Annotated in this window: 26 protein-coding genes and 1 pseudogene; 12 read left to right on the top strand and 15 right to left on the bottom strand. The window is 64.9% G+C overall.

Annotated elements, in window-relative coordinates:
* The first annotated feature begins 3 nt into the window (after positions 1 to 3).
* From acrB to fabZ, 3 genes are all read left to right on the top strand, one after another.
* A complete protein-coding gene (gene acrB, locus EIO64_RS09745) occupies positions 4 to 804 on the top strand; it encodes an acryloyl-CoA reductase electron transfer subunit gamma (protein ID WP_136891267.1) in 801 nt (266 codons plus the stop codon).
* 18 nt (positions 805 to 822) lie between these two features.
* Complete coding sequence (acrA, locus tag EIO64_RS09740; protein ID WP_119311801.1) at positions 823 to 1932, top strand: acryloyl-CoA reductase electron transfer subunit beta; 1110 nt, start codon at positions 823 to 825, stop codon at positions 1930 to 1932.
* A gap of 182 nt (positions 1933 to 2114) precedes the next feature.
* Complete coding sequence (gene fabZ / locus EIO64_RS09735; RefSeq protein ID WP_021748708.1) at positions 2115 to 2546, top strand: 3-hydroxyacyl-ACP dehydratase FabZ; 432 nt, start codon at positions 2115 to 2117, stop codon at positions 2544 to 2546.
* 50 nt (positions 2547 to 2596) lie between these two features.
* On the opposite strand, the gene tsaA is transcribed toward fabZ, so the two are convergent.
* The 4 genes from tsaA to EIO64_RS09715 form a co-directional block, all read right to left on the bottom strand.
* The gene (gene tsaA / locus EIO64_RS09730; RefSeq protein ID WP_119311800.1) at positions 2597 to 3280 is read right to left on the bottom strand and encodes a tRNA (N6-threonylcarbamoyladenosine(37)-N6)-methyltransferase TrmO; all 684 of its coding nucleotides are present in this window, start codon (positions 3278 to 3280) and stop codon (positions 2597 to 2599) included.
* 116 nt (positions 3281 to 3396) lie between these two features.
* Positions 3397 to 4389 (bottom strand): hypothetical protein, encoded by a 993-nt coding sequence (locus EIO64_RS09725; protein ID WP_136891266.1) that lies wholly within the window; start codon positions 4387 to 4389, stop codon positions 3397 to 3399.
* The gene (locus EIO64_RS09720) at positions 4386 to 4871 is read right to left on the bottom strand and encodes a hypothetical protein (protein WP_136891265.1); all 486 of its coding nucleotides are present in this window, start codon (positions 4869 to 4871) and stop codon (positions 4386 to 4388) included. The genes EIO64_RS09725 and EIO64_RS09720 overlap by 4 nt, the downstream gene beginning before the upstream one ends.
* Positions 4852 to 5379 carry an RNA polymerase sigma factor gene (locus EIO64_RS09715; RefSeq protein WP_309452237.1) on the bottom strand — a complete coding sequence of 176 codons (528 nt, stop codon included), beginning with the start codon at positions 5377 to 5379 and terminating at the stop codon, positions 4852 to 4854. The genes EIO64_RS09720 and EIO64_RS09715 overlap by 20 nt, the downstream gene beginning before the upstream one ends.
* Positions 5380 to 5624: 245 nt before the next feature.
* On the opposite strand from EIO64_RS09715, the gene EIO64_RS09710 reads away from it, so the two are divergent.
* From EIO64_RS09710 to rd, 6 genes and pseudogenes are all read left to right on the top strand, one after another.
* Positions 5625 to 6062: a DUF3842 family protein gene (locus EIO64_RS09710; RefSeq protein WP_083491002.1), complete on the top strand. Its 438-nt coding sequence runs from the start codon at positions 5625 to 5627 to the stop codon at positions 6060 to 6062.
* Between the two features lie 50 nt (positions 6063 to 6112).
* Complete coding sequence (locus EIO64_RS09705; protein WP_119311798.1) at positions 6113 to 7444, top strand: sodium-dependent transporter; 1332 nt, start codon at positions 6113 to 6115, stop codon at positions 7442 to 7444.
* Between the two features lies 1 nt (position 7445).
* On the top strand, positions 7446 to 8471 hold the full coding sequence (locus tag EIO64_RS09700) for an XdhC family protein (protein ID WP_021748717.1): 1026 nt from the start codon (positions 7446 to 7448) through the stop codon (positions 8469 to 8471).
* 97 nt (positions 8472 to 8568) lie between these two features.
* A pseudogene (locus tag EIO64_RS09695) lies at positions 8569 to 9074 on the top strand (deoxycytidylate deaminase).
* A gap of 43 nt (positions 9075 to 9117) precedes the next feature.
* On the top strand, positions 9118 to 11418 hold the full coding sequence (locus EIO64_RS09690) for a polysaccharide pyruvyl transferase family protein (RefSeq protein ID WP_036629976.1): 2301 nt from the start codon (positions 9118 to 9120) through the stop codon (positions 11416 to 11418).
* Positions 11419 to 11481: 63 nt separating this feature from the next.
* Complete coding sequence (rd, locus tag EIO64_RS09685) at positions 11482 to 11640, top strand: rubredoxin (RefSeq protein ID WP_021748720.1); 159 nt, start codon at positions 11482 to 11484, stop codon at positions 11638 to 11640.
* Between the two features lie 53 nt (positions 11641 to 11693).
* Here the strand turns inward: rd and EIO64_RS09680 are convergent, their stop codons facing one another.
* From EIO64_RS09680 to dusB, 5 genes are all read right to left on the bottom strand, one after another.
* The gene (locus tag EIO64_RS09680) at positions 11694 to 12209 is read right to left on the bottom strand and encodes a QueT transporter family protein (protein WP_119311797.1); all 516 of its coding nucleotides are present in this window, start codon (positions 12207 to 12209) and stop codon (positions 11694 to 11696) included.
* 249 nt (positions 12210 to 12458) lie between these two features.
* Positions 12459 to 13046 carry a hypothetical protein gene (locus tag EIO64_RS09675; RefSeq protein ID WP_136891264.1) on the bottom strand — a complete coding sequence of 196 codons (588 nt, stop codon included), beginning with the start codon at positions 13044 to 13046 and terminating at the stop codon, positions 12459 to 12461.
* Complete coding sequence (locus EIO64_RS09670) at positions 12977 to 13318, bottom strand: anti-sigma factor family protein (RefSeq protein ID WP_136891263.1); 342 nt, start codon at positions 13316 to 13318, stop codon at positions 12977 to 12979. The genes EIO64_RS09675 and EIO64_RS09670 overlap by 70 nt, the downstream gene beginning before the upstream one ends.
* A gap of 2 nt (positions 13319 to 13320) precedes the next feature.
* Positions 13321 to 13932: an RNA polymerase sigma factor gene (locus EIO64_RS09665; protein WP_021748724.1), complete on the bottom strand. Its 612-nt coding sequence runs from the start codon at positions 13930 to 13932 to the stop codon at positions 13321 to 13323.
* Positions 13929 to 14897 (bottom strand): tRNA dihydrouridine synthase DusB, encoded by a 969-nt coding sequence (dusB, locus tag EIO64_RS09660; protein WP_021751918.1) that lies wholly within the window; start codon positions 14895 to 14897, stop codon positions 13929 to 13931. Before dusB ends, EIO64_RS09665 begins: the two co-directional genes overlap by 4 nt.
* 195 nt (positions 14898 to 15092) lie before the next feature.
* Between dusB and EIO64_RS09655 the strand changes: the two genes are divergently transcribed.
* From EIO64_RS09655 to EIO64_RS09645, 3 genes are all read left to right on the top strand, one after another.
* Entirely contained in the window at positions 15093 to 15512 is a 420-nt protein-coding gene (locus EIO64_RS09655) for a hypothetical protein (protein WP_249390883.1), read from the top strand.
* Positions 15513 to 15613: 101 nt separating this feature from the next.
* Positions 15614 to 17128 (top strand): PP2C family serine/threonine-protein phosphatase, encoded by a 1515-nt coding sequence (locus EIO64_RS09650; RefSeq protein ID WP_249390882.1) that lies wholly within the window; start codon positions 15614 to 15616, stop codon positions 17126 to 17128.
* 77 nt (positions 17129 to 17205) lie between these two features.
* Positions 17206 to 17478, top strand: coding sequence for a hypothetical protein (locus EIO64_RS09645; RefSeq protein WP_021749096.1), 273 nt, complete (start codon positions 17206 to 17208; stop codon positions 17476 to 17478).
* Between the two features lie 47 nt (positions 17479 to 17525).
* Here the strand turns inward: EIO64_RS09645 and ribF are convergent, their stop codons facing one another.
* The 6 genes from ribF to infB all read right to left on the bottom strand — a co-directional run bounded on the left by ribF (position 17526) and on the right by infB (position 23855).
* Positions 17526 to 18443, bottom strand: coding sequence for a riboflavin biosynthesis protein RibF (gene ribF / locus EIO64_RS09640; RefSeq protein ID WP_119311795.1), 918 nt, complete (start codon positions 18441 to 18443; stop codon positions 17526 to 17528).
* Between the two features lie 3 nt (positions 18444 to 18446).
* Positions 18447 to 19313: a tRNA pseudouridine(55) synthase TruB gene (gene truB / locus EIO64_RS09635; protein ID WP_021749098.1), complete on the bottom strand. Its 867-nt coding sequence runs from the start codon at positions 19311 to 19313 to the stop codon at positions 18447 to 18449.
* A 35-nt stretch (positions 19314 to 19348) separates the two neighbouring features.
* Positions 19349 to 20305, bottom strand: a complete 957-nt coding sequence (locus EIO64_RS09630) for a DHH family phosphoesterase (protein ID WP_174233004.1) — start codon at positions 20303 to 20305, stop codon at positions 19349 to 19351.
* 2 nt (positions 20306 to 20307) lie between these two features.
* Entirely contained in the window at positions 20308 to 20697 is a 390-nt protein-coding gene (rbfA, locus tag EIO64_RS09625; RefSeq protein ID WP_025545418.1) for a 30S ribosome-binding factor RbfA, read from the bottom strand.
* Positions 20698 to 20749: 52 nt separating this feature from the next.
* Positions 20750 to 21148, bottom strand: coding sequence for a hypothetical protein (locus tag EIO64_RS09620; protein WP_119311794.1), 399 nt, complete (start codon positions 21146 to 21148; stop codon positions 20750 to 20752).
* Between the two features lie 292 nt (positions 21149 to 21440).
* Complete coding sequence (infB, locus tag EIO64_RS09615; RefSeq protein WP_333637473.1) at positions 21441 to 23855, bottom strand: translation initiation factor IF-2; 2415 nt, start codon at positions 23853 to 23855, stop codon at positions 21441 to 21443.
* Between the last annotated feature and the right edge of the window lie 28 nt (positions 23856 to 23883).

Below are 23883 nucleotides of genomic sequence, written 5' to 3'. Positions count from 1 at the left end.
ATTATGAAGATCATTGTTTGCGTCAAGCAGGTCCCCGATACCTCCGGCAAGGTGGCGGTGAACCCGGATGGCACCCTGAACCGTGCCTCCATGCAGACCATCACCAACCCCGATGACATGAACGCCGTGGAGGCTGCCCTGAAGCTGAAGGATGCCACCGGCTGCAAGGTCATGGTCGTCACCATGGGTCCGCCCCCGGCAGCCGGCATGCTGCGGGAGCTGATGGCCATGGGCGCTGACGAGGGTGTCCTGGTATCCGCCCGCGAGTTCGGCGGCTCCGATACATACGCCACCTCCCAGATCCTGGCCGCCGCCATCTCCACCATCGGTGTGGAGGAGGACGACATCGTCATGTGCGGCCGGCAGGCCATCGACGGCGACACCGCCCAGGTGGGCCCCCAGATCGCTGAGAAGCTGCACCTGCCCCAGGTGACCTACGCCGCCGACATCACCAAGGACGGCAACACCATCACCGTCAAGCGGATGCTGGAGGACGGCTACATGACCATCAAGGTCAAGACTCCCTGCCTGCTTACCTGCATCAAGGAGCTGAACGAGCCCCGCTATATGAGCATCGACGGCATCTATGCCACCTACAACAAGCCGCTGGAGACCTTTGACTATGAGAAGCTGAAGGATCATCCCCTGATCGACGCCACCACCATCGGCCTGAAGGGCTCTCCCACCAACATCTTCAAGAGCTTCACCCCGCCCCAGAAGGGCGCCGGCAAGATGCTGGAGGGTGCCGGCAAAGAGACCTGCGAGGAGCTGGCTTCCATTCTGGCCGCCAAGCACATCATCTGAGAAGGGAGTATTTGAACAATGTCCAATTTCAATAGCGCTGATATCGCTGCTTTCAAGGATGTGTGGGTCTTCTGCGAGCAGCGCGAGGGCAAACTGATGCCCACCGACTTTGAGCTGATCTCCAAGGGCCGCGACCTGGCCGACGAGCTGGGCGTGAACCTGTGCGGCCTGCTGCTGGGCGGCGAGGGCATCGAGTCCGCTGCCAAGGAGCTGGGCGGCTACGGCGCCGACAAGGTGCTGGTGTGCGAGAGCCCCCTGCTGGCCGTCTACAACACCGATGCCTATGCCAAGGTCATCTGCGACGTGATCGAGGATCTGAAGCCCGAGGCGTTCCTGATCGGCGCCACCAACATCGGCCGTGACCTGGGGCCCCGCTGCGCGGCCCGTCTGCATACCGGCCTGTGCGCCGACTGCACCCACCTGGACGTGGATGTGGCGAACTACATCCAGTTCCTGCGTGAGTCCAGCACCCTGGACGTGGACAGCCAGAAGTGGGATATGGAGGACCGGAACCTGAAGATGACCCGTCCGGCCTTCGGCGGCCACCTGATGGCCACCATCATCTGCCCGCGGTTCCGTCCCTGCATGGCGACGGTGCGCCCCGGCGTGATGAAGAAGAACGTCTTCGACCAGGCCAAGGCGGATGCGTGCGAGATCGTGAAGCCCAGCTTCCAGCTGAGCGAGAGCGACCTGAACACCGAGGTTGTGGAGGTCGTGAAGGCCGCCAAGAAGCTGGTGGACCTGATCGGCGCGGACTACATCGTGTCTGTGGGCCGCGGCATCAGCAAGGATGTCGAGGGCGGTATCAAGCTGGCTGAGGAGCTGGCGGACGTCCTGGGCGGCGTCGTGGGCGGCTCCCGTGCCACCATCGACTCCGGCTGGCTGTCTGCCGACCATCAGGTGGGCCAGACCGGCAAGACGGTGCATCCGAAGGTGTACATCGCCCTGGGCATCTCCGGCGCCATCCAGCACAAGGCCGGTATGCAGGACTCCGAGTGCATCATCGCGGTGAACAAGAACGACACTGCGCCCATCTTCGAGATTGCCGACTACGGCATCTGCGGCGACCTGTTCAAGGTCACCCCCATGCTGATCGAGGCCATCAAGGCCGCCAAGGCTGCGAAGTAAGGCACCCCATCTGGAAAATGAGAGAGCCGCCCGGGAGGGCGGCTCTCTTTTGTGATCCGGAGCGCAAATTATCTCTTGCATTTTGCCCTGTCGGCAGTACAATAAAAAGAGGCAGAGCCGTGCCGCTGTCCCGGCGCGGCTTATATACGGAGCGTTTTGCGCGAAAGAGAGGAACCACTATCATGAAGCTTTCCAAAGAAGAGATCAAGGCCATCATCCCCCACCGGGACCCCATGCTGCTGGTGGATACCGTGGAGGAGATGGAGGCAGGCGACCACATCGTGACCACATTTTTTGTGGACCCGGCCCGCGAGATTTTCAAGGGCCACTTCCCCGGTGAGCCGGTGCTGCCCGGCGTGTACTCTGTGGAATGCATGGCCCAGACGGCGGATATCCTGCTGCTGTCCGCGGAGCGGTATGCGGGGAAGATCCCCCTGTTCTTGGGGATCAATAATGTGCGGTTTCTGAAGAAGATCCTGCCGGGAGATACCATCGAGATCCACGCCAAGATGGCTTCCGAGCGGGTGGAGAAGGCCATTGCCACCTGCTCCGCCGAGGTCTACAACCACGGCGAGCTGGCGGTGACCGGCGACGTGACGCTGGCCATGCGCTGAGTGCCCGGAAAAGACGGGCGCCCCGGGAAATATCCCGGGGTGCCTTGCGTTCATTTGATGTCCACGACCTGCAGGCGGTCTCCATCCACGGTGAATCTCACCTCCTGCCCGGCGAAGAGGAAGCCGTACACCCGGTCCGGGTCCTGCTGATACCGGGGACGGGGATCCAAGGCCAACACATCCCGCAGGGCCTCCCGCCGGTCCGGAGGCAGTTGGTCCAGCAGGGCGGGTGGGATTTCCACCTCCAGCGTGGGACGCGCCGGCTCGCTGGCAAAGCCGCCGGTGGCCTCCGGGTGGCAGTCCCCGTAAGGGAGGTAAGGCTTGATGTCCAGGATGGGGGTGCCGTCTACCAGGTCTGCGCCACGGACATGGAGCACCGGGCCCAAGGCGTCCGTGTACGCGATGTGGTCCAGCCGCACGGAGGAGAGGCCGATGGGATTGGGCCGGAAGGGGGAGCGGCTGGCAAAGACTCCCACCCGCTGATTGCCTCCCAGCCGGGGCGGCCGGACTGTGGGGGACCATTCCGGCCGCTGGGACTGGTGAAAGGCCCAGATCAGCCAGATGTGGGAGAATCCCTCCAGCCCCCGCAGGGCGTCAGGATTGCGGTAGGGCTCCTCGAACACCACGGCGGCCTCCAACGCGTCCACCAGACCGCTCTGACGAGGGACGCCGAACTTGGAGCCGAAGTCGCTGCGGATGCGGGCGATGGGGCGCATTTCAAACGAATCAGACATGAGGATTCTTCCTTTCTGCGGCAGGTATTTTCTCCATTATACCGGATTTTCCCGGGAAAACCAAGAAGAAAGGGTAAGGCCCCGGTGCAATGCACCGGGGCCTTCGCAGACCCGTATCAGTAGTGGATGACGGCCTCCGGGTGGTACACCAGGCACCAGGCGATGCCGAAGAACACCAGCGCTGCGGTGACCAGGACGAAGCAAAGCACCATGCCCACCCAGTCGTAGCGGATTTTCCCGCCGGAGCGGCTGGCCAGCAGCACCTCCACGCCCAGACAGACCAAGATCAGGGGCGAGAGCTGCAGGGCCAGGGTCAGATCCAGGGAGGGGAAGAACATGCTCACCAGCATCAGCGCACCGCAGATCACCAGCACGGCGCCGAAGGTGAAGGTGCCCACCCGGCGATCCCGGGCCGGACGGGATTCCGGCGTCTGCTCAGGGCTGTTCATCACGGTGGGCCTCCTCTCCCTCCGGGGCGTTTCCCGCAGCGGAGCGGTCTGATGCAACGTCTTCCGCCCTGGCCTCCGCCGGATCGGCGGCGCAAGCCCCGGCCGCGCTGGAGGCAGGCGGCGCAAAGGGGGGATCTCGTCGTCAATGGGCGTCTTGTCCTTGGGGCCCCGGATAAACCACAGGCCCAGCAGGATCACTAGCACGGTGATGACCAGGCGGGGCAGGCCATAGCGCAGCAGTCCGTATAGCCACTCCCCGAACCAACCGAAGAAGAGACCGCCCAGCTGGCTCAACAGTATGTCGTAGAGCATATAGACGCCAACTACCACCAGCGCCCAGCCGATGAGACTGTGACGCTTGCGCAGCAGCTCTCCCAGCCGTTTGCTGTCCATATCGGACAGGCCGAAGAGGAAGGCGTCCTCCGGCGCGGTGCCGGCGGCCAGCTGGCTCCGGAGCGCATAGCTGTCGAAAAAGGCATACAGCCAGATCACCGGCAGAAACAGCGCCAGTGCCCCCAGAAAGAAATAGGTGGAGGCAAAAAGGATCAGGCAGAAGGCCAGCAGCAGGGACAGGCCCCGCTTCATATAGCCCTGATACATCTGTCCGCAGCCGGAGAGGCAGGAAGAGATGAAGAGCAGGAATCCATTTCGATGGGTCATGGGTGTGTACCTCCTTGTGTCAGATCATTCCGCGGCGAGACGCCGAAATTGTCAAATAGGCCGGAGAAGCCGGAGAGGGCCTCCTCCCACGCCTGTGGCCAGGCGTCGGTCCACTTTGTCAGGGCAGTGCCCGCCCGCTCCAGAAGCGAGGGCGCAGTGGAATGCACCCGTCCGGACAGGTTTCCGCTGCCCCACAGCAGCGTCAGGGCCAGGGTCACTGCCGCCGCGGCCGTGGCGTACCGGCTGACGCCAAGCTGGACGGCCCGCTGCCGGATCCGGCGCCGCAGGCTCTCCCGGCAGGAGCGGGCGGGGGTCAGCATCGGTCCCTCAGACAGCAGCTCTGTGTACCGCTGGAGGCACTGGTCGCAGTAGGCCAGATGTTCCGCCAGCTCCAGGCGGTCCAGCTCCTCCAGGCAGTCCCCCCGGACAAGGGCGGTCAGGGCCGCGTCCGTCAAATGCCCGTCAGGGCGAAAGCATGTCATCGTTCCCACTCCTTTCCAATGCCTCCCGAAGCATCCGCTTGCCCCGGGACAGCTGTGTATGGATGGTCTTTACCGGCCGGCCCAGCGCCAGGGCCGCCTCCTCCGGTGTCTTTTCCTCCAGCAGGCACAGCCGGCACACCGGCTGGTAGGGCTGGCGCATATGGAGGATCAGGTCCCGGATTTCAGCTGCAGCCGACCTGCGCAGGACCGTCTCCTCCGCAGGGGGAGACAGCCCCGGCGGGATATTGTCCTCTCCCGGCAGCAGGGTGTGGCGCTGATAGGCGCTCTGTAAGTAGTCCTTGGCCTTGTTGGTGGCCACGCGGCACAGCCACTGCCGCTCATAGCCGGGAGGGATGGCGTCCCGGTGGAGGTAGGCGGACAGGAAGGTCTCCTGGGTCAGGTCCTCGGCCGCGGCGGCGTCCCGCACCAGCTGGAAGCAGACCGTGTAGACCAGCCGCTCATACTGGACTACCAGCTGGGAAAAGGACGCGTTTGTCAGTTTGTTCACGCCGTGCCGCCACCTCCTTTTGTCGTCCGACATCTATCATACGGGACTGCGGGCCGGATTTCTTCAATATCTCCAAAAATTTTTTGACACGGTGGTGCGCCTCCCATTGTAGCTGCCATGCGGGAAAAATACAAGGGTGGGCGCAGGCGCTCTGCAAGGCGCGATGGACGCTGCGGAAGAAGTTGACAAGCGGGGGCGGAATGGGTATGCTGAAAGGGAGATCTGAAAATGGAGGAATGGAGAGAATGATGCGTGGGGAACTGCTGGTGGCCGTGGTGGACGGCCAGGGCGGCGGCATGGGCCGGGGCCTGGTGGAGGCTGTGAAGAAAAAGTGGCCCAGTCTCCATGTGCGGGCGCTGGGGACCAACTCTCTGGCCACCGCCGCTATGCTGCGGGCGGGGGCGGATGACGGCGCCACCGGCGAGAACGCCGTGGCGTTCAACGCCCGGCGGGCGGATATCCTGCTGGGGCCCATCGGTGTGCTGACGCCCAACGGCTTGCTGGGGGAGGTCTCTCCCCGGATGGCGGAGGCCATTGGCGGCAGCGAGGCGGTGAAGATTCTGCTGCCCTCTCAGCGATGCAGCATCCGGCTGGCCGTGGGGGAATCCCAGCCGCTCCAATTCTATCTGGACCAGGCAGTGCGCCTGCTGGGTGAGGAGCTGCAAAAGCGGGGCGCCGGCTGACGCGCGCCGCGGCGGGCCGCCGCAGTTTTGAGAGAAGAGAGGAAAAAATCATGGAACAGACAAGACGGGACAGCTTCCGGTCCCGCTGGGGATTCAAGCTGGCCTGCATCGGCTCCGCGGTGGGGATGGGGAACATCTGGCTGTTTCCATCCCGGATGTCCGCCTACGGCGGGGCCACCTTCCTGATCCCCTATGTGATCTTTGTGGTGCTGATTGCCTCCACCGGCGTCATCGGCGAGATGGCCTTCGGCCGGGCCGCATCCGGCGGACCCGTGGCGGCCTTCGGCACGGCGGCAGAGAGGCGCACAGGCCGGCGGGGCTGGGGCGAGGCTCTGGGCCTCATCCCGGTGGCGGGCTCTCTGGCCATGGCCATCGGCTATTCCGTGGTGGTTGGTTGGATTTTGAAGTACGCCGTGGCGTCCTTTACGGGCGCTGCGCTGGAGAACCAAGGGGTGGAGGCATTCACCGCCTATTTCGACACCGCGGCGTCCTCCTGGGGCAACACCGGCTGGCAGGTGGCCGCTATGGCGGGCACGCTGCTCATCATGGCCCTTGGCATCGGCGGCGGCATCGAGCGGGCCAACAAGGTGATGATGCCCCTGTTCTTCTGCCTGTTCGTGGGGCTGGCCATCTACATTGCCACCTTGCCCGGCGCGGCGGACGGCTACCGCTACATCTTTGTCCTGAAGCCGGAGGGACTGCTGGACCCCATGGTATGGGTCTACGCTCTGGGACAGGCGTTCTTCTCTCTGTCGGTGGCAGGGAACGGCACCCTGATCTACGGGTCCTACCTCTCCAAAGAGGCGGACGTGCCGGAGTCTGCCCGGACAGTGGCGTTCTTTGACAGCATGGCCGCGATCCTCAGCGCCCTGGTCATTATCCCGGCCATGGCCACGGCGGGGGAGACCCTGACCCAGAGCGGCCCTGGCCTCATGTTCATCTACCTGCCCAACCTGTTCCGGGAGATGCCGGGAGGCCGGATCCTCATGGCGGTGTTCTTTGTGGCGGCGTTGTTCGCCGGGGTGACGTCCCTGGTGAACTTGTTCGAGGCTCCCACCGCCACCCTGCAGGAGAAGCTGCACCTCAGCCGGGGGACTGCTGTGGCGGTGATCGGCGTCGTGGGCCTGGCCGTGGGGCTGTGCATCCAGGGCATCGTCTCCGGCTGGATGGATGTCTGCTCCATCTACGCCTGTCCCATCGGCGCGCTGCTGGCGGGGGTGTTCTTCTACTGGGTGCTGAAAAAGGAGGACTGCTTGGTTCAGGTGAATCTGGCCCGGCGGCGCCCTCTGGGCCGCTGGTTTTACCCGACGGCAAAATATCTGTACTGCGGCGTGACGGTACTGGTCCTGATCCTGGGCGCTGTGAACGGAGGAATCGGCTGATATGCGGGAATTTTTCAGAGAGATCGTCCACGCTCTGGAGGAGGGGCGTCCGGTGGAGCTGGTGAGCATCGCCGCCTCCGACGGCTCCACCCCCCGAGGGGCCGGGGCCATGATGGCGGTGTTCCCCGGCGGCGGGATCACCGGAACCATCGGCGGCGGAAACGTGGAGTTCGAGTGCCAGCGCCTGGCGGCGGAGCTGCTGGAGCGGGGGGGCGACGCCCTGCGGCAGTTCCGCTTTACCCTGGGAGACGCCGCCAGCCTGGGCATGGTCTGCGGCGGGGGAGTGACGGTGCAGTTCCAGTACCTCCCCGCGGGAGAACAGAGGATCATCGCCGTTTTGCGGGATCTGATCGAGGCGGACGGCGGAAACCGGGACACCTGGCTCCTGCGGCGGATCGAGGGGGAGCAGGTGACGGCCATGGGCCTGGCAGACCGGACCGGGCCCCGTCATCTGGATATCCTGCCGGAGGAGCTGGAGCTCCTGTGCGGGAATCAGGCGGTCTTTGCCCGGAAGTGGCTGTCCATCCCGGTGGTGAAGGCCGGGCGGACCTATCTCTTCGGCGGCGGACATGTGTCTCAGGCCCTGGTGCCGGTGCTGGCTTCCCTGGGCTTCCGCCCCGTGGTGTACGACGACCGGCCGGAGTTCGCGGACCCGGCGCTGTTCCCCAAAGCAGAGAAGACCCTCTGCGGGGACTTCGCCCGGCTGTCCGAACAGGTGACGGTGACGCCGGAGGACTATGTGGTGGTGATGACCCGGGGCCATCAGGCGGACTACGAGGTGCTGACTCAGGTGCTGCGCAGCGGCGCCAAATACCTGGGCTGCATTGGCTCCAAGAGGAAGCTGGCCCTGTGCCGGGAGCGGCTGCTGGCGGCGGGGTTCACAGACGAGGAGTACGCCCGCCTTCACGCTCCCATCGGTTTGGCCATCGGCGCCCAGACGCCGGAGGAGATTGCCGTGTCCGTGGCCGCAGAGATGATCGCCGTGCGGGCGGGGCTGGAGAACGGGCTCCGGCGCCCCCTGGGGTGACTTCCAACAGAAATCCCTTCCAGAGTGGGGAGAGTTCTTGCAAACTGCGGCGGCATCATGATACAATAGAGGAACTCGATAGAAAGAGGTGTCGCCCATGGACCGGATCAGCAAAGCCAACTACTACCTGGATATCGCCCAGACCGTTCTGGAGCGGGCCACCTGCCTGCGCCGGGTCTATGGGGCCATCATCGTGAAAAACGACGAGATCATCTCCACCGGCTACAACGGTGCGCCCCGGGGCGGGCCAACTGCGTGGATCTGGGCTACTGCTCCCGAGAGGCCATGCAGGTTCCCCGGGGAGAGCGGTATGAGCTGTGCCGCAGCGTCCATGCAGAGGCGAACGCCATCATCTCCGCCTCCCGGCGGGACATGGTGGGCGGCACGCTGTACCTAGTGGGCCGGGACGCCCGGACCGGGGAACTGCTGGGAGATGCCACCTCCTGCTCCATGTGCCGGAGGCTGGTCATCAACGCCGGGCTGAAAGAGGTGGTGATCCGCCGGACCGCCACGGCGTTCGACGTGGTGGATGTGGCGGACTGGGTGGCGGAGGACGACCTTCTGGCATCCCGGGACGCCGACGCCATTCTGGACAGGCAGTGACCCGCCCGGCGGGATATCCGGACTGCGGAAAGGAAGACACTTGGTGAAAACAGGACTGCTGACCTTTTACCATATCCATCACTACGGCGCCATGCTGCAGGCTTACGCCACGGAGCGGGCGGTGGCGTCCCTGGGGAGCGAATGCGAGATCATCGACTACTACGTGAACCAGGACAATACCCTGTTCCAGCGGCCCACTGGCCTGGGAAGCGCCGCCCATGACGCCCACACCGCCCTGCACTATGGCCCGCTGAAGGCCCGATACGAGCGGTTTGAGGCATTTTCCCGGGAGAATCTGAACATTTCCGGCCGCCGCTACCAGAGCCTGGAGGAGCTGCGGCAGGCGGAGCTGCCCTACGATGTGCTGCTCTCCGGCAGTGACCAGATTTGGAACCCGAAGATCTTCCCCGACGGCCGGTTCGACCCGGTGTTCTTCGGGGCCTTCTCCCACAAGCGGAAGATCGCCTATGCCCCATCCTTCGGCATCCCCCGCATCCCGGACGGCATGGAGGAGGAGCTGCGGACCTATCTGGAGTCCTTCTCCCACTTGTCCGTCCGGGAGCGGCAGGGGCAGGGCATTGTCCGGGACATCACCGGGAAGGACGTGCCGGTGGTGCTGGATCCCACGCTGCTGCTGGAGAGAACGGATTGGGCGGCCGCAGCCAGGGACGGAGGCGCGGGCCGGGGCTATATCCTCTGCTATTGCATCAGCCGCCCCGACGCCCTGGCACCCTATATCCGCCGCCTGGCGGAGGAGACGGGGCTGCCGGTGGTGCAGCTGTGCGGCGTACGCCAGAAGGTCCACCCCAAGGCCCGCTGCATTCTCAGCGCCGGTCCGGCGGAGTTTCTGGGTCTGTTCCGGGATGCCGCCTATGTGTGCACCAACTCCTTCCACGGAACGGTGTTCTCCGTCCAGTTCCAAAAGCCCTTCTTTACGGCGGTGGCACCGGCAGAGATGGCTGCGCCGGAGAGTTCCCGGACCTTCAGCCTGTTGAGCCGCCTGGGACTGGGGGAGCGGATCATCGGCAAGGGAGATACCGCGGACCTGACGGCGCCCATCGACTGGGCGGCGGTGGGGGAGCGGCTCGGCCGGGAGCGGAAGTTGTCCCTGGACTATCTGCGCTGCGCCCTGGAGGACCGGCCCCATACACCGGAGGAGGCGCCTGTCAAGGCAGAGGAACGGCCCTTGCCCCATTTGGCGGACCACACCCACTGCACCGGCTGCACGGCCTGCGCCAGCGGCTGTCCCAAGGACGCCATCACCATGGAGCGGGACCGGGAGGGCTTTGCCTATCCGGTGATCGACGGAGCGGCCTGTGTGCGGTGCGGGCACTGCACGGCGGTGTGCCCCGTCCTGCGGGAGCGGCCTCAGAGCTCCATGCCCGCTGTATTCGCGGCCTGGAATAGAAACGATGAGATCCGAAGAGACTCCACCTCGGGCGGCGTGTTCACCCTGCTGGCGGAGTATATCCTGGAAAGCGGCGGCGTGGTCTTTGGCGCCGCCTTTGACGGCAGCCAGCATCTGCGGCACACCGCCTGCTTCCGCAAGGAGGAGCTGTGGCGCCTGCGGGGCGCCAAGTACGTCCAGAGCGATCTGGAGGGCGTCTTTCGGGAGGTGCGGCGCTGGTTGGACCAGCGACCAGTGCTGTTTTCCGGCACACCCTGCCAGGTGGACGGGCTGTACCGCTATCTGGGCGGACGGCCGGAGAATCTGACCACCTGCGACCTGGTGTGCCACGGCGTGCCCTCTCCCGGCGTGTGGGAGGACATGGCCCGGAGCCTGGAGGCGCGCCGGCAGCAGCCGCTGCAGGCGGTCCGTTTCCGCAACAAGGTCGCCGGATGGAAGGACAGCCATTTTACCGCGGTCTACGGCGACGGCACCGTGGATACCGCGCCGCTGTTCCGCACGGAATACGGCCGGGCCTTCGGCCGGGCGCTGTTCCTGCGGCCCAGCTGCTACCGCTGTCCCTACGCCTCCATGACCCGGGTGGGCGATCTGACACTGGGGGATTTCTGGGGCCTGCGGCCGGATGAGCTGCCGGACCAGCAGGAGAAGGGGATCAGCCTGCTGTTGGTGAACACCCCCCACGGCAGCCACATTTTTGACCAGCTCCCGCTGGCCAAGCAGCCCTTCCCGCCGGAACGGGCCATTGCCGGAAATCCCCGGCTGGCATCTCCCATTCCCCTGCCGCCGGAGCGGACGGCATTCTTTGCCGCCTACGCCCTGGAGCCCTTCGACCAGGTGCGCCGGGAGTTCTGCCGCCTGCCGCCGCTGCCAGTACGGGCCGCCGGCCGGCTGCTGTCGCCGGAGGTCAAGGCGGCCATCCGGAAGAAGCTGAAGTAAGCACTGTCTCCACCGGAATCCAGGCGTGTATCGCCCGTTTATAACAGAAGGAGGATCTTTCAAATGAAACAGTACGAATGCGATCTCTGCGGCTATGTGTATGACGAGGCCGCCGGCGATCCGGACAACGGCATCGCCCCCGGCACCAAGTGGGAGGACCTGCCCGCCGACTGGGTGTGCCCCCTGTGCGGCGCCGGAAAGGACGAGTTCACCGCTAAGTGAAAAGAAGTCCCGCGTCCAACGGACGCGGGACTTCTTTTTTGCGCAGAGTGGCATCAGATGCGGGAAGAGGCTATCCGGCCCTTCAGTGCGGGGACTCTGGGCAGGACCCGCAGCAGCAGGGAGCCCAGAATGAAGCAAGCGGCGGCCTCGCCGATCCCCACGGTCAGGGAGTTGAAGGCGAACGCGGGCCAGAAGGCGGCACCCTCCTGGGTGGAAAACCAGGCGATCTCCGCACCTACCAGCACCATATTGCAGATCACCGGCGGCAGGGGCGCCAGCGCCCTGTGATGGAGCTTCGATGTCCAGAGCGCAGCCAGCAGGGTGGCCGCCGTACCCACGATCCAGTCCAGAGGAATGGGAGAACCCAGGAGGTTGGCCAGGAAACAGCCGACGGTAAGACCGGGGATGGCCTCCGGGAACAGGAAGGGCAGGACCGTCATGGCCTCCGCCACCCGGAACTGGATGCCGCCATACTGGGGAATGGGCAGCAGCAGCGTCAGGGCGGCGTAAATGGCGGCGATGATACCGGCAGCGGCCATCTGCTGTGTGGTGAATCTGGGTTTGGACATAAAAGAAAGACCTCCTTGAATGATGTCGGAGGCCTTTGATACGAAAACGCAGCAAAACGCCCGTGGTAAGGTACGGGCAACCTCCATTTTTTTGTTTAGAGAACGGCGATTGACGAAGACCGCCGAACGAACGCCCAGTGTCGGACGCTTGGACAGGGAGATGGCACCTGTCGAAATAATATTATATCACAAGCTTTCAAAAAAGGGAAGAGGGACGCCGCAAAAAATTTCGGCGTCCCTTCTGCTTTTTTAACCGGGAATCACGTGGACCAGAATGGTTCCGTCGGCCTCCGCCTCCTCTGCGGTGGCGGCGCCTGCAATGGCCAGCCCCTGCTGTTCCAGCTGCTGCAGCAGAGCGGTATATTCGGCGGCGGTCAATTCGTAGACCAGAGTCCCGTCCGATTCAGAGATGAGCGTATAGCTGTCCAGCAGGCTTCCGGCCTCCTCCGCCGTCAGCGTCAGGCCGGGGGATTGGATCGCGAAGGTGGCCGGGGCCGTCTCCGGCACATCGGCAGAACTCCCTTCCCGGGGCAAAATGCTGCTTTTGGAATCGGAGGCGGGAGCAAGCTGGTCCTGTGTGCCGGGCGCAACGGTATCCGCCTCCGGCGCGATTGCCTCAGACACAGTGGAATCCGGGACGTCTGCCGTGTCCTCGTCGGACTGGGTTGCATAGGCCGTGGCGGCGGTGTCCTCCTCAACGCTGTCCACGTTGGGCACAGCGGCCTCTGCTGGGGCCGCAATCTCTGCATGGGATTCCGGATGGTCCGTCACAGCGGTGCCGCCGGGGCGGGGCAGGCCGGAGACGGCCAGCACCACGACGGCACAGCAGGCGGCCAAGGGGAGCAGCGTCTTTGCCCACCGGGGTCTCCGGCGCTTCCGGGGGCGGCGTCCGCCCGGATGGCAGCCATCACGCCTGCGGCGAAGCCATCCGGCACAGGGGTATCCTCTGCCTCGGGAAACGCGTCCCGTATGGCCAGCGCGGCCTGGACATAGGCCCGGCAGCCGTCACAGGTATGCAGATGCTCCCGCACCCGGGCGGTTTCCTCCGGGGAAAGCTCTCCGTCGATATAGGGGTCCAGCAGGGCCGAAAACTCCTTGCAGTATGTCATTGTCAGCCCTCCTTTTCTGTTCCTTTAGACGCCGGCAGCGGAGAAAAGTTCCCGCTTTTCAGCAAAAAATTCCGCAGCTGTTTCCGGGCCCGGCTGATCCGGGATTTCACGGTGCCCACATCCAGAGAGAGGGAGTCCGCGATTTCATCATAGCGCAGCTGGTGAATCTCTCGGAGGATCAGCACCTCCCGGTGCTCCGGCGAGAGGGCGGAGAGGCCCCGCTCAATCTCTTCCCGCAGCTCCTGCCGCTCCGCCGCGTCCTGGGGAGAGGGCGCCGGATCGGGCACGTCCAGATTCAGCTCCTCGTCATCCAGGGAGGGGCCGGCCGAGGCCCGGCGGCGGCCATCACGCCGCAGCAAGTCCACGCAGGCGTTGGACACCAGCCGGTACAGCCAGGTGGAGAAGCTGGCCTCTCCCCGGAAGAATGCCAGCCCCTGCCAGGCGGCGAGAAATGCCTCTTGGGCGGCCTCGGCGGCATCCTCGGGATTCCCGCACATCCGCAGCGTCAGGGCGAACACCCGTTTCTCATACAGATGGACCAGCGCCTCGAAGGCGTCCATATCCCCGTCCCGGGCGGCGGAGACCAGCTGCTGTTCCCGCGATTGCTCGTTCATCTCAAATCCCTTTTGATTCCTTTCGTCACCCGATACACGTCTTCCAGCGTGTTCATCTGCACGATCTGTTCCTTGTAGTAGCCGGAGTGGGACACGCCCTTCAGATACCAGCAGTAGTGGCGGCGGGCCTCCAGCACGGCTACCCGCTCGCCCTTGGACGCGGCGGCCAGCTCAAACTGCCGTACCGCTGTGTCGCACCGCTCCGCAAGCGGCGGCAGGGGCGGGATGGGCTTGCCCTCCAGCGCGGCTTTGGCCTGCTGGAACAGCCAGGGGTTGCCGAAGCACCCGCGACCGATCATGGCCATGTCCGCTTTGGTGTGCTGGAGAATGCGGACCGCGTCCTCCGGCTTCCAGATATCGCCGTTGGCGATCACCGGGATGGACACAGCCTCCTTCACCGCCCGAATGCAGGTCCAGTCCGCCTGACCGCTGTACACCTGGGCCCGGGTCCGGCCGTGGACCGCCACGGCGGAGGCCCCTGCCTGCTCCAGGATTCGGGCGAACTCCACGCAGTTGCAGCTGCCCATGTCCCAGCCCCGGCGGAACTTGGCGGTCACCGGCACAGAGACGGCTTTCACCACTGCCTCCATGATGCGTCCGGCCTTTTCCGGGTCCTTCATCAGGGCGGCCCCGTCGCCGTTGTTGACGATCTTGCCCATGGGGCAGCCCATGTTCAGGTCCACCACATCCGCCCCGGAATGCTCCAGGGCGATCTGGGCTGCCTCTGCCATGCAGATCGGGTCACTGCCGAAGATCTGCACTGCCGCAGGGTGCTCCCCGGGAAACTGCTGGAGCAGGGACAGGGTCTTCTTGTCGTGGTAGCACAGGGCCTTGGAGGAGATGAGCTCCGTGATGGTATATCCCGCCCCCAATTCCGCGCAGATCTGGCGGAAGGCGACGTCCGTGACCCCGGCCATGGGGGCCAGGGCCAGGGAGGAGTTGATGGTAAGCGTGCCGATGTTCAAGGCGGGCCGTCCTTTCCAATGAAAACATGATAGTTTATCATACCATATCCGGCCGTAAAAGTCCACTATGGGCATCCAGCCCGGAAATGGCGCGGCTTTCTTTTCCCGACGGGATTTTTTCCACACAGCCTGTAAAATAGTGGAAAAAACCAAAGAGGCCGTGGACTTCACGGCGGAATACAGGAGGGACAAGCTGTGGGGCACAGGGACATGATATGGAGCCGGCACCAGCCGGCACAGCTGCTGGCCTGGGGCATCCGATTTTTTTTGGCGGCGGCGCTGACCGCCACCCAGACGCCGGGGGATTACGCGCCCTTTGCCCTGGGGTGCGTGGCGGCCTGTGGGCCAGGGGCAGGAGGGATCGCCGCCCTGCTGGGCGCTGGCGTGGGGGCGGTGCTGTTTCTGGACTTTTCCGGTGCGCTGCCCTTTTTGGCCGCTGCGATTTTGATCTTTACCACCGCGGCGGCCTTTCAGGGGCTGAAGCTGCTGGAGGGACCGCTGTTTCACCCTCTGGCAGGGGCGGGACTGTTTCTGGCGGTGAGCGGCATCTACGTGCTCCAGTCCTTGTCCCCCTGCGAAACCTGGCGCCCTGCCTTGCGGCAACGGCCCTGGTAGGCATCTCCGCATGGTATTATCAGCCCCTGCTGCAGGCCGGAGGGGAGCGGCCGGAGCCAGATAGTCTGCTGTTTCTGGCAGGCTCCATTCTGCTGGCGCTGGTGGACGTAGAACTGGCCGGTGTCTCCGTGGGGCGTTCACTGTTGTGTCTGCTGCTGGCCTACACCGCCTATCAGCGGGGGGCCATGACCGGGGTAGCCGCCGGACTGGGGGCGGGCCTGGCGGCGGACTTCTGTTCCGGCCGGGGCGGCGTCCTCTTCGGGGCGGCCTATGGTCTGGCGGGCCTTCTGGCTGGGAGCCGCAGTAGCGGAAGGCGGATCTGGGCGGCGCTGGCATTCTGGGGAGCGGCGGCTCTGGCCGCCCTGCCGGCGGGCCTCTCCACGCCCCTGCTGCCGGAGGCCGCGGTGGGAGCGGTCCTGTTTTTGATGCTGCCGGGCCGAGCCTTCGGCGGCAAGCGGGTGATGCGGGGAGAGACACCGGAGTTTCCCGCCGCGCTGGAGGGGATGCGCGCCCAGCTGACCCGGATGGCCGCCGCTCTGCGGGCCCTGTACGACAGCATGGGCAGGGCGGCCCCGGTGTCCACGGAGGAGAACCCGGCGGTGGTCTTTGACCGGGCGGCAGAAAAGGTGTGCCGGGGCTGCGCCCTGTGCGAGCTCTGTTGGCAGAAGGAGTACACCGGCACCTTCAACGCCCTGAACGACGCCACGCCCTTCCTGCTGGAGCGGGGGCGCGCGCTGGCCAAGGACTTTCCCAGCTACTTCGCGGACCGGTGCATCCACCTGCCGGACTTTCTCACCGCCGTCAATGGGGAGCTCTCTGCATTCCTGCTGCGGCGGCAGTACCGGCGGCAGCTGGAGGAGACCCGCCGCAGCGCCAGGGGCCAGTACGCCCAGCTCAGTGAACTGCTGACCGCCACCGCTGCCGGTTTGGGGGAGGTCCGTGCCACAGCAGGGGAGGCGGATCTCTGCCGCATTGGCGCGGCCCTGCGGCCCAAGGAGGGGGAGACGGTCTGTGGGGATACGGTGGTCTCCTTCCGCACGGAGGGGGGCCTCCTGTGCCTGCTGCTGGCGGACGGCATGGGCAGCGGAGAGGCAGCCCGGCGGGAGTCCGCCCTCACCTGCCGTCTGTTGGAGCAGTTTTTGCAGGCGGGCATCGAGCCGGAGGCGGCCATGAAGACCCTGAACGCAGCCATGGCCCTGCGGGGCGCGGAGACCGGAAGCTTCACCACCATTGATCTCATCACCTGCAGACCGGAGACGGGGGAGGCGGCCTTCTTCAAATACGGCGCGGCCCCCAGCTATGTGAAGAAGGGGGGCACTGTCCGGCGGATCACCGGCGGGACCCTGCCGGCGGGTCTGCGGGGCGGGGCGGCGGCTCCGGATGTGACCCGTGCCACGCTGGAGCCGGGAAGCTTTGTAGTAATGGTCAGCGACGGGGTGGCAGACCCGGGCCGGGACGAATGGCTTCAAAACCTGCTGGCCGGCTGGGATGGAGAGGATCCGCAGACCCTGGCGGGACTGATCCTCAGCGAGAGCGTCCGGCGGGAGAATCTTCAGGACGACTGCGGGGTTCAGGTGCTGTATCTCAGCCGGGAGAGCGGTGTGAAAAAGGTGTGAGAGGCGGTATAAATTTTCCCGCGCTGAGACAAAATGGAACCATCTAAATTCTGTGAGAGGCAGGAGGCGTAAAGCGGATGGTGAAAGGCATTTCCAGACGGGTCGTGGTGGTGGATTCCCCGGACCAGCGTTTTTTTGAGCAGGCGATCTTCATCGTGCGGAACGATGCGGCCGGCGAGGGCGTCACCGCCCGGGAGCTGGTGGAGGAGGCCCGCCGGGTGGCGCGAAACTATGCCGGCGGAGACCATGGGCGGTTCAGCCGGATCTGGCGGGATCTTTCCCCGGCGGTCTACACCCTGATGGGCGCTGCCGGGATCGGCTTGGTGTGGCTGACGGTGTGGCTGATCTGAAAACAGCGCGGAGTCCGATTCCGGACTCCGCGCTGTTTCATGGAGGATCAAAGGGCAGGGAAGGTGGGGACCCCGTCTGCGAAATAGGTCCGGGTGGCGTCTGCATCCGACTGGATCTGGGCCCGCAGGGCGTCCAGGGAGTCGAAGCGCACCTCCTGGCGCAGATGCTCATAAAACTCCAGCCGCAGCTGTTTACCGTACAGGTCCCCCTGGAAGTCCAGGAGACAGGCCTCCACTGTGATGTCCGAGCCGTTTTGAACCGTGGGGCGGGTGCCCACGTTGGTGACAGCGGCGTAGCAGGAGCCGTCCTCCAGTGTGGCCCGGGTGGCGTATACTCCGTGGCTCGGCACCAGCACATGAGGCGGAATGACGAGGTTGGCAGTGGGGAACAGTTGGGAGGAGCCGATGCCCCGGCCGTGGCGGACTGTGCCTGTCAGGGTGTGGGGGTGGCCCAGGAAGCGGTTGGCCCGGCTGATCTGCCCCAGCTCCACCAACCGGCGGATGTAGGTGGAGCTGACGGTGATGCCTGCTACCTCCACCTTGGGGATGATGTCACAGCCCAGGCCCAGCTGGGCGCACTTCTGCGCCAGCAGCTCCGGTGTGCCCTGGTTCCTGTGGCCGAAGTGGTGATCGTGTCCCGCCACCAGATGGACCGCGTGGTAGCGGCCCACCAGGATCCGGACAATAAAGTCATCCCAGGGCGTGGTCATCATCTCGCGGTCAAAGGGGACCATCAGCACGTCCTGAATGCGGTACAGCCGCCGCACCAGGTCCCGCCGGTCCTCCGGGGAGTTGATGAGGGGACAGGGGACGCCGGTGACCACCTCCTTCGGCGGGCGGTCAAAGGTGAATACCGCGGGGGTACAGCCCCGCAGGGCGGCCTCCTCAGCGGCCCGGCGCAGCAGGGCGCCGTGCCCCAGGTGGACTCCGTCAAAAAAGCCCAGGGCAATGACTCGTTCTTTCATGGTTTACGCTCCAAAGAAATTCTTGATGGACGTCAGCGTTCCGCCCGCAGCCCGGGACAGGCACAGGAACTGCCGGTCCCGGCTGTATACGCGGTAGATGCCGTCCGGTGTGCCCGGCAGGGGGATGGGATTGCCGCAGCGGACCCGTTTCTCCAGCAGGCCGGATGTCAGAGGCAGGGCCGGGTACTCTGCGAAGAGGCTGTCCGTAGGCAGCAGGAGCGCTGTACCCTGTGCCTGGACTGCCTCCAGCGTCACTGCCTGGTCCAACCTGAAGCCGGCCGCCATGGTGCGGCGGAGGGCGTACAGCGTCCCGCCGCAGCCCAGCTGTCGGCCGATGTCATGGCAGAGGGTGCGGATGTAGGTGCCCTTGGAGCAGCGGCAGCGGAGCAGGTAGTCCGTTGCGCTCTCCTGGGCCAGTAGCTCCAGCTCGTAGATGGTGATGCGGCGGGGCTTCCGTTCCACGACCTGTCCCTTCCGGGCCAGGTCGTAGAGTTTCTGCCCGCCTACCTTGACAGCGGAGTACATAGGGGGGATCTGGTCCTGCTCTCCCAGAAAGCGGGGCAGCAGCGCTTCCAGTGCTGCCCGATCCGCCGTGACGGGACGGGTCTCCAGCGTGGTGCCGGTGACGTCCTGGGTGTCCGTCACCTGGCCGAGCCGCAGACCGGCTACATATTCCTTCTGGCCGTTCTCTGCGAACTCCACCCCGCGGGTGGCCTGCCCCACAAAGACCGGCAGCACCCCGGTGGCCATGGGGTCCAGCGTTCCGCCGTGTCCCACCCGCTTTTCGTGGAAGATGCCCCGCACCTTGGCGCAGACGTCCATGCTGGTCCAACCGGCGGGCTTGTCGATAATCAGGATACCACTGGGCATAAAAACCTCCTCAAGGGCAGCAGAACGCGGCCCGCTCAGCGCTGATAGTCCGGCGCCACCTGCGCCACGGCAGCCAGGATTCGCTCCCTGGCCTCAGCCCAGGGGGCCTCCACCGTGCAGCCTGCGGCGGCCGCGTGGCCGCCGCCGCCCAGCAGCCGGCAGGCCTCCGTGGCATTAATCCGGGGACCGGTCCGCAGGGACATCTTCCACACATCGGGCCGCAGCTCCCGCATGGTGATGGCGCAGTCCACGCCCTCAATCTGGGGACCCAGAGCGGAGAGGTCCTCCGCATCCGTTTCCGAGGCGCCGATCCGCGCCATCAGGGAGAGGGGCACGGACAGCACCGCCACCCGGTCTCGGTCGTAAAACGTACAGTCGTTGAGGATGGCGGCCTCCAGCTGCATCCGCCTGCGGCTCTTGGTGCGGAAGAACACCTTGTTGACGGTCTGATAGTCGATGCCGGTCCGCAGCAGCGCGGCCGCCACCGCATGGGTCTGGGCAGTGGTATTGGCGTAGGCAAAGCAGCCTGTGTCCGTGGAGACGGCCACATACAGCGGAAGGGCCATCTCCGGCGTGATGGGGCCCAGATCGGACAGAATGTCGTAGATTAGCTCTCCGCACGCGGCGGCTTCCGGCCGGACGATATTCTCTCGGCCAAAGGACTCAAAAGAGGGATGGTGGTCAATGGCCAGATCCACCCGTTCCGCGTATGGTCTGGCGTTCTCCGGGAACAGGCCCACCGTGGCGATGTCCGTGGACACCACCTTGTCCGGTGTGAAGCCTTCCGGCGCCTCGTAAGGGCGGAAATAGGGGGCGGTGGTGTCTGTCAGCTCCGGATTGGGCAGCAGAAACGCCGCCTTGCCCAGAGACCGCAGTCCTGCGCACAGGGCTGCGGCACAGCCCACCGTGTCCCCATCCGGGCGGACATGGGTGAGGATCAGAATATTGTCAAAGGTCCGCAGCAGCGCCGCGGTCTGGGGGACCGTCAGCATGCTCATTCCTCCGTTTCGCCGGCGTCCGGGTCGTCCCGGGCTTCATCCTGCCGCTCCACCTGGCGCAGGATCTCCAGGATGTGGGCGCCGTGCTGGATGGAGTCGTCGGCGATGAACTGCAGCTCCGGCGTGTATCGCAGCTGCAGGGCCCGTCCCAGCTCCCGCCGCAGGAAGCCGCCGGCGGATTTCAGGCCCTTCAGCACGTCTTTCTCCTGGTCCTTGTCCAGAACACTGATATAGACCCGGGCGTATCGCAGGTCGCTGGTGGTGTCCACCCGGGTGATGGATACCATACCCACCTGGGAGACACGGGGGTCCTTCAGACGGCGGAGCTGGTCCGCCAGCTCCCGCTGGATCTCCTCGTTGATCCGGCCGATTCGATTGCTTGGCATAGAGAGATACCTCCTTATGGGAGTTCATTGGAATTGCGCTTGGTTGGAGCGCTTATATGGTCAGGGTAATGCAGGTCTGCTCCCGCTCCTCCATCTGCACCAGGGCGTCGGCGTCCAGATCTGCCAGCGGGCCCGTCAGGCGAAAGGCCCGGACCCGGATATCGCTCACCCACAGGTTCCACAGCTCCACCTGTTCACCGGGAATGCAGCTCTGCCGCAGATAGTCCCGCAGCAGGGCGGCGTCCTGCTCCGTAGCACGCAGGTCCAGCTCATAGCGATGGGGTTTCATGGACAGCTCCAGGTTGTCCACCGCAGGGCGGTAGTAGACATGGGGCTGAACAGAAAATCCTTCCTCCTCATACCGCACGCCGCGGTGGAAATAGACCCGGCGGGTCTGGGCGGCATACAGCGGAAGGGGATGATCGGCGCAAAGCAGGATCACGCGGCTCATAGGCGCTCCTTCTGAAAAAGCAGGGCGGGCGTTTACGCCCGCCCTGCCGGCTATTGCAAGTATGGTTGATGATTGCGATCTGATGAGGCAGGCCCATTACCGGGGAAGCTGTTCATGGTAAACACCTCGATGATACCGCACGCCCCATGAAATGGGTTTCACAGGAACTCTGAATCAGACATCCTCGGCGGGCAGAGCCAACCGCGGCACGCTTGGGCGCACTGCCGTGCGGGGCCGCTCTGCGACCCGAAAGGGCGGCGGAGAGGCGGTATACAGCGTCAGGCCCAGCACATTACCGCGGAATCTCCTCCATGGTAAACGCCTCGATGATATCGCCCTCTTTGATGTCGTTGAACTTCTCCACGGTCAGGCCGCACTCGTAGTTCTCAGCGACCTCCCGGGCGTCGTCCTTGAACCGCTTCAGGGAGGCCAGAGAGCCCTCGTGGATCACGATGCCGTCCCGGACCACCCGGACGGAGCAGCTACGGACGATCTTGCCGTCCTGGACGTAGCAGCCGGCCACGGTGCCCACGCTGGAGACCTTGTAGGTCTGGCGGACCTCCGCGTGGCCCAGCACCACTTCCCGGTACTTGGGGGCCAGCATGCCCTTCATGGCCGCCTCGATCTCATCGATGCAGTCATAGATGACGCGATACATCCGCATATCCACGTTCTGGCGCACCGCGCCGTCCCGGGCGGCGGCGTCCGGCCGGACGTTGAAGCCCACGATGATGGCGCCGGAGGAGGCAGCCAGCATCACGTCGGACTCGTTGATGGCGCCCACGCCACCGTGAATGACACGGACGGTCACTTCGTCGTTGGACAGCTTTTCCAGAGAGGCCTTCACCGCCTCCACACTGCCCTGGACGTCGGCCTTGACGATCAGGGCCAGCTCCTTGCGTTCGCCGGCCTGGATCTGGTCAAACAGGTTCTCCAGAGAGACCTTCTGCACCGGTGCGGCGGCCTTGGCCTTCTCCTCGGCCTTGCGCTGCTCCACCAGCTCCCGGGCCATGCGCTCGTCGGCCACGGCGAAGAAGGGGCTGCCGGCAGAGGGCGCTTCGGAGAGGCCCGCGATCTCTACGGGTACGGAGGGGCCGGCCTGGGTGAGACGGGCGCCCTTGTAGTCCATCATGGTCCGGACACGGCCCACGGCGGTGCCGGCGATGATGATGTCGCCCTGCTTCAGTGTGCCGTTCTGCACCAGCAGAGTGGCCACGGGGCCCCGGCCCTTGTCCAGCCGGGCCTCGATGACGGTGCCCTTGGCAGACCGGTTGGGGTTGGCCTTCAGCTCCGCCATCTCAGCGGTGAGGGTCACCATTTCCAGCAGGTTTTCGATGCCGATCTTCTGCTTGGCGGAGATCCTACAGCAGATGGTGTCGCCGCCCCAGTCCTCTGGTACCAGGCCGTACTCCGTCAGCTGCTGAAGCACCCGGTCCGGGTTGGCGTTCTCCCTGTCGATCTTGTTGATGGCCACGATGATGGGGATACCTGCGGCCTTGGCATGGTTGATGGACTCCACGGTCTGGGGCATGATGCCGTCGTCCGCTGCCACCACCAGAATGGCAATGTCCGTAATCATGGCGCCGCGGGCCCGCATGGAGGTGAATGCCTCATGGCCCGGCGTGTCCAGGAAGGTGATGGGCTTGCCGTTCACCTGCACCTGATAGGCGCCGATGTGCTGGGTGATGCCGCCGGCCTCTCCGGCCGCCACAGAGGTGTGGCGGATGGTATCCAGCAGGGAGGTCTTGCCGTGGTCCACGTGACCCATGACCACCACCACGGGAGCCCGGGGCACCAGATCCTCCGCCTTGTCCTCGTGGTCGTCAATCAGCCGCTCCTCGATGGTGACGACAACCTCCTTCTCCACCTTGCAGCCCATCTCCTCGGCGATGATGGCGGCGGTGTCGAAGTCAATGATCTGGCTGAGGGAGGCCATAATGCCGTTCTTCATCAGGCACTTGACCACCTCTGCGCCGGTTTTCTTCATGCGGCTGGCCAGTTCGCCCACGGAGATCTCATCGGGGATCATGACCTTCACAGGGGCCTTCTTGGCGATCTCCAGCTGGAGCCTGCGCATCCGCTCTGCCTCGTCCTGCTTGCGCTTGTTGGAGAAGGTCATGCCGCCCCGGCGCTGGTTGTTGGTGCGGATCTTCTCCTTGCCGCTGCGCTGCTGCCGCTGCATCCGAGCGCCCCGCTCGCCGCCCAGATCCTCCAGCCGCTCATCATACTTGGCCAGATTCACGTCGCCGCCCTTGCGGGTGTCCACGATCTTCCGCTGGGGCACCCGGGACACCGGCTGCTGCGCCGCAGGCTTGGAGGCGGCGTTCTGCTGCTGGGGCTGCTGCCGGCCACCCTGGCTGCTCTGCGCGCTCTGGGCAGGCACAGACTGCCTGACCTGCTGGCCCTGGGCGGGCGCGGCGGCCTTGCCGGCGGGCTCTGGCTTTTTGGTGGCTGGTTCCTTCGCAGGCTCCTCCTTGTAGGTGTCGGCGAAGATCACCTGGATGCTGGAGACCGGATTGTGCTGCGTCAGGTATTCAAAGATCAGAGAGAGCTCCTGATCTGTCAGCGCCTGCATGTGGTTTTTGGGAGTCTCGGCGTATTTCGTCAGGATCTCCGTGATGGTCTTGGTGGGAAGGCCGAAATCCTTCGCCACCTCATGGACTCTGTATTTCTCAATACCCAATAGAAACACCTCGTTCTGCTCCAACCCGAGGGCTGGGAAATTTTTTCAAATA

The sequence above is a fragment of the Dysosmobacter welbionis genome (genome assembly GCF_005121165.3).
In the GTDB taxonomy this organism is placed as follows: domain Bacteria; phylum Bacillota; class Clostridia; order Oscillospirales; family Oscillospiraceae; genus Oscillibacter; species Oscillibacter welbionis.
This window is presented reverse-complemented; position numbering and strand designations above follow the sequence as displayed.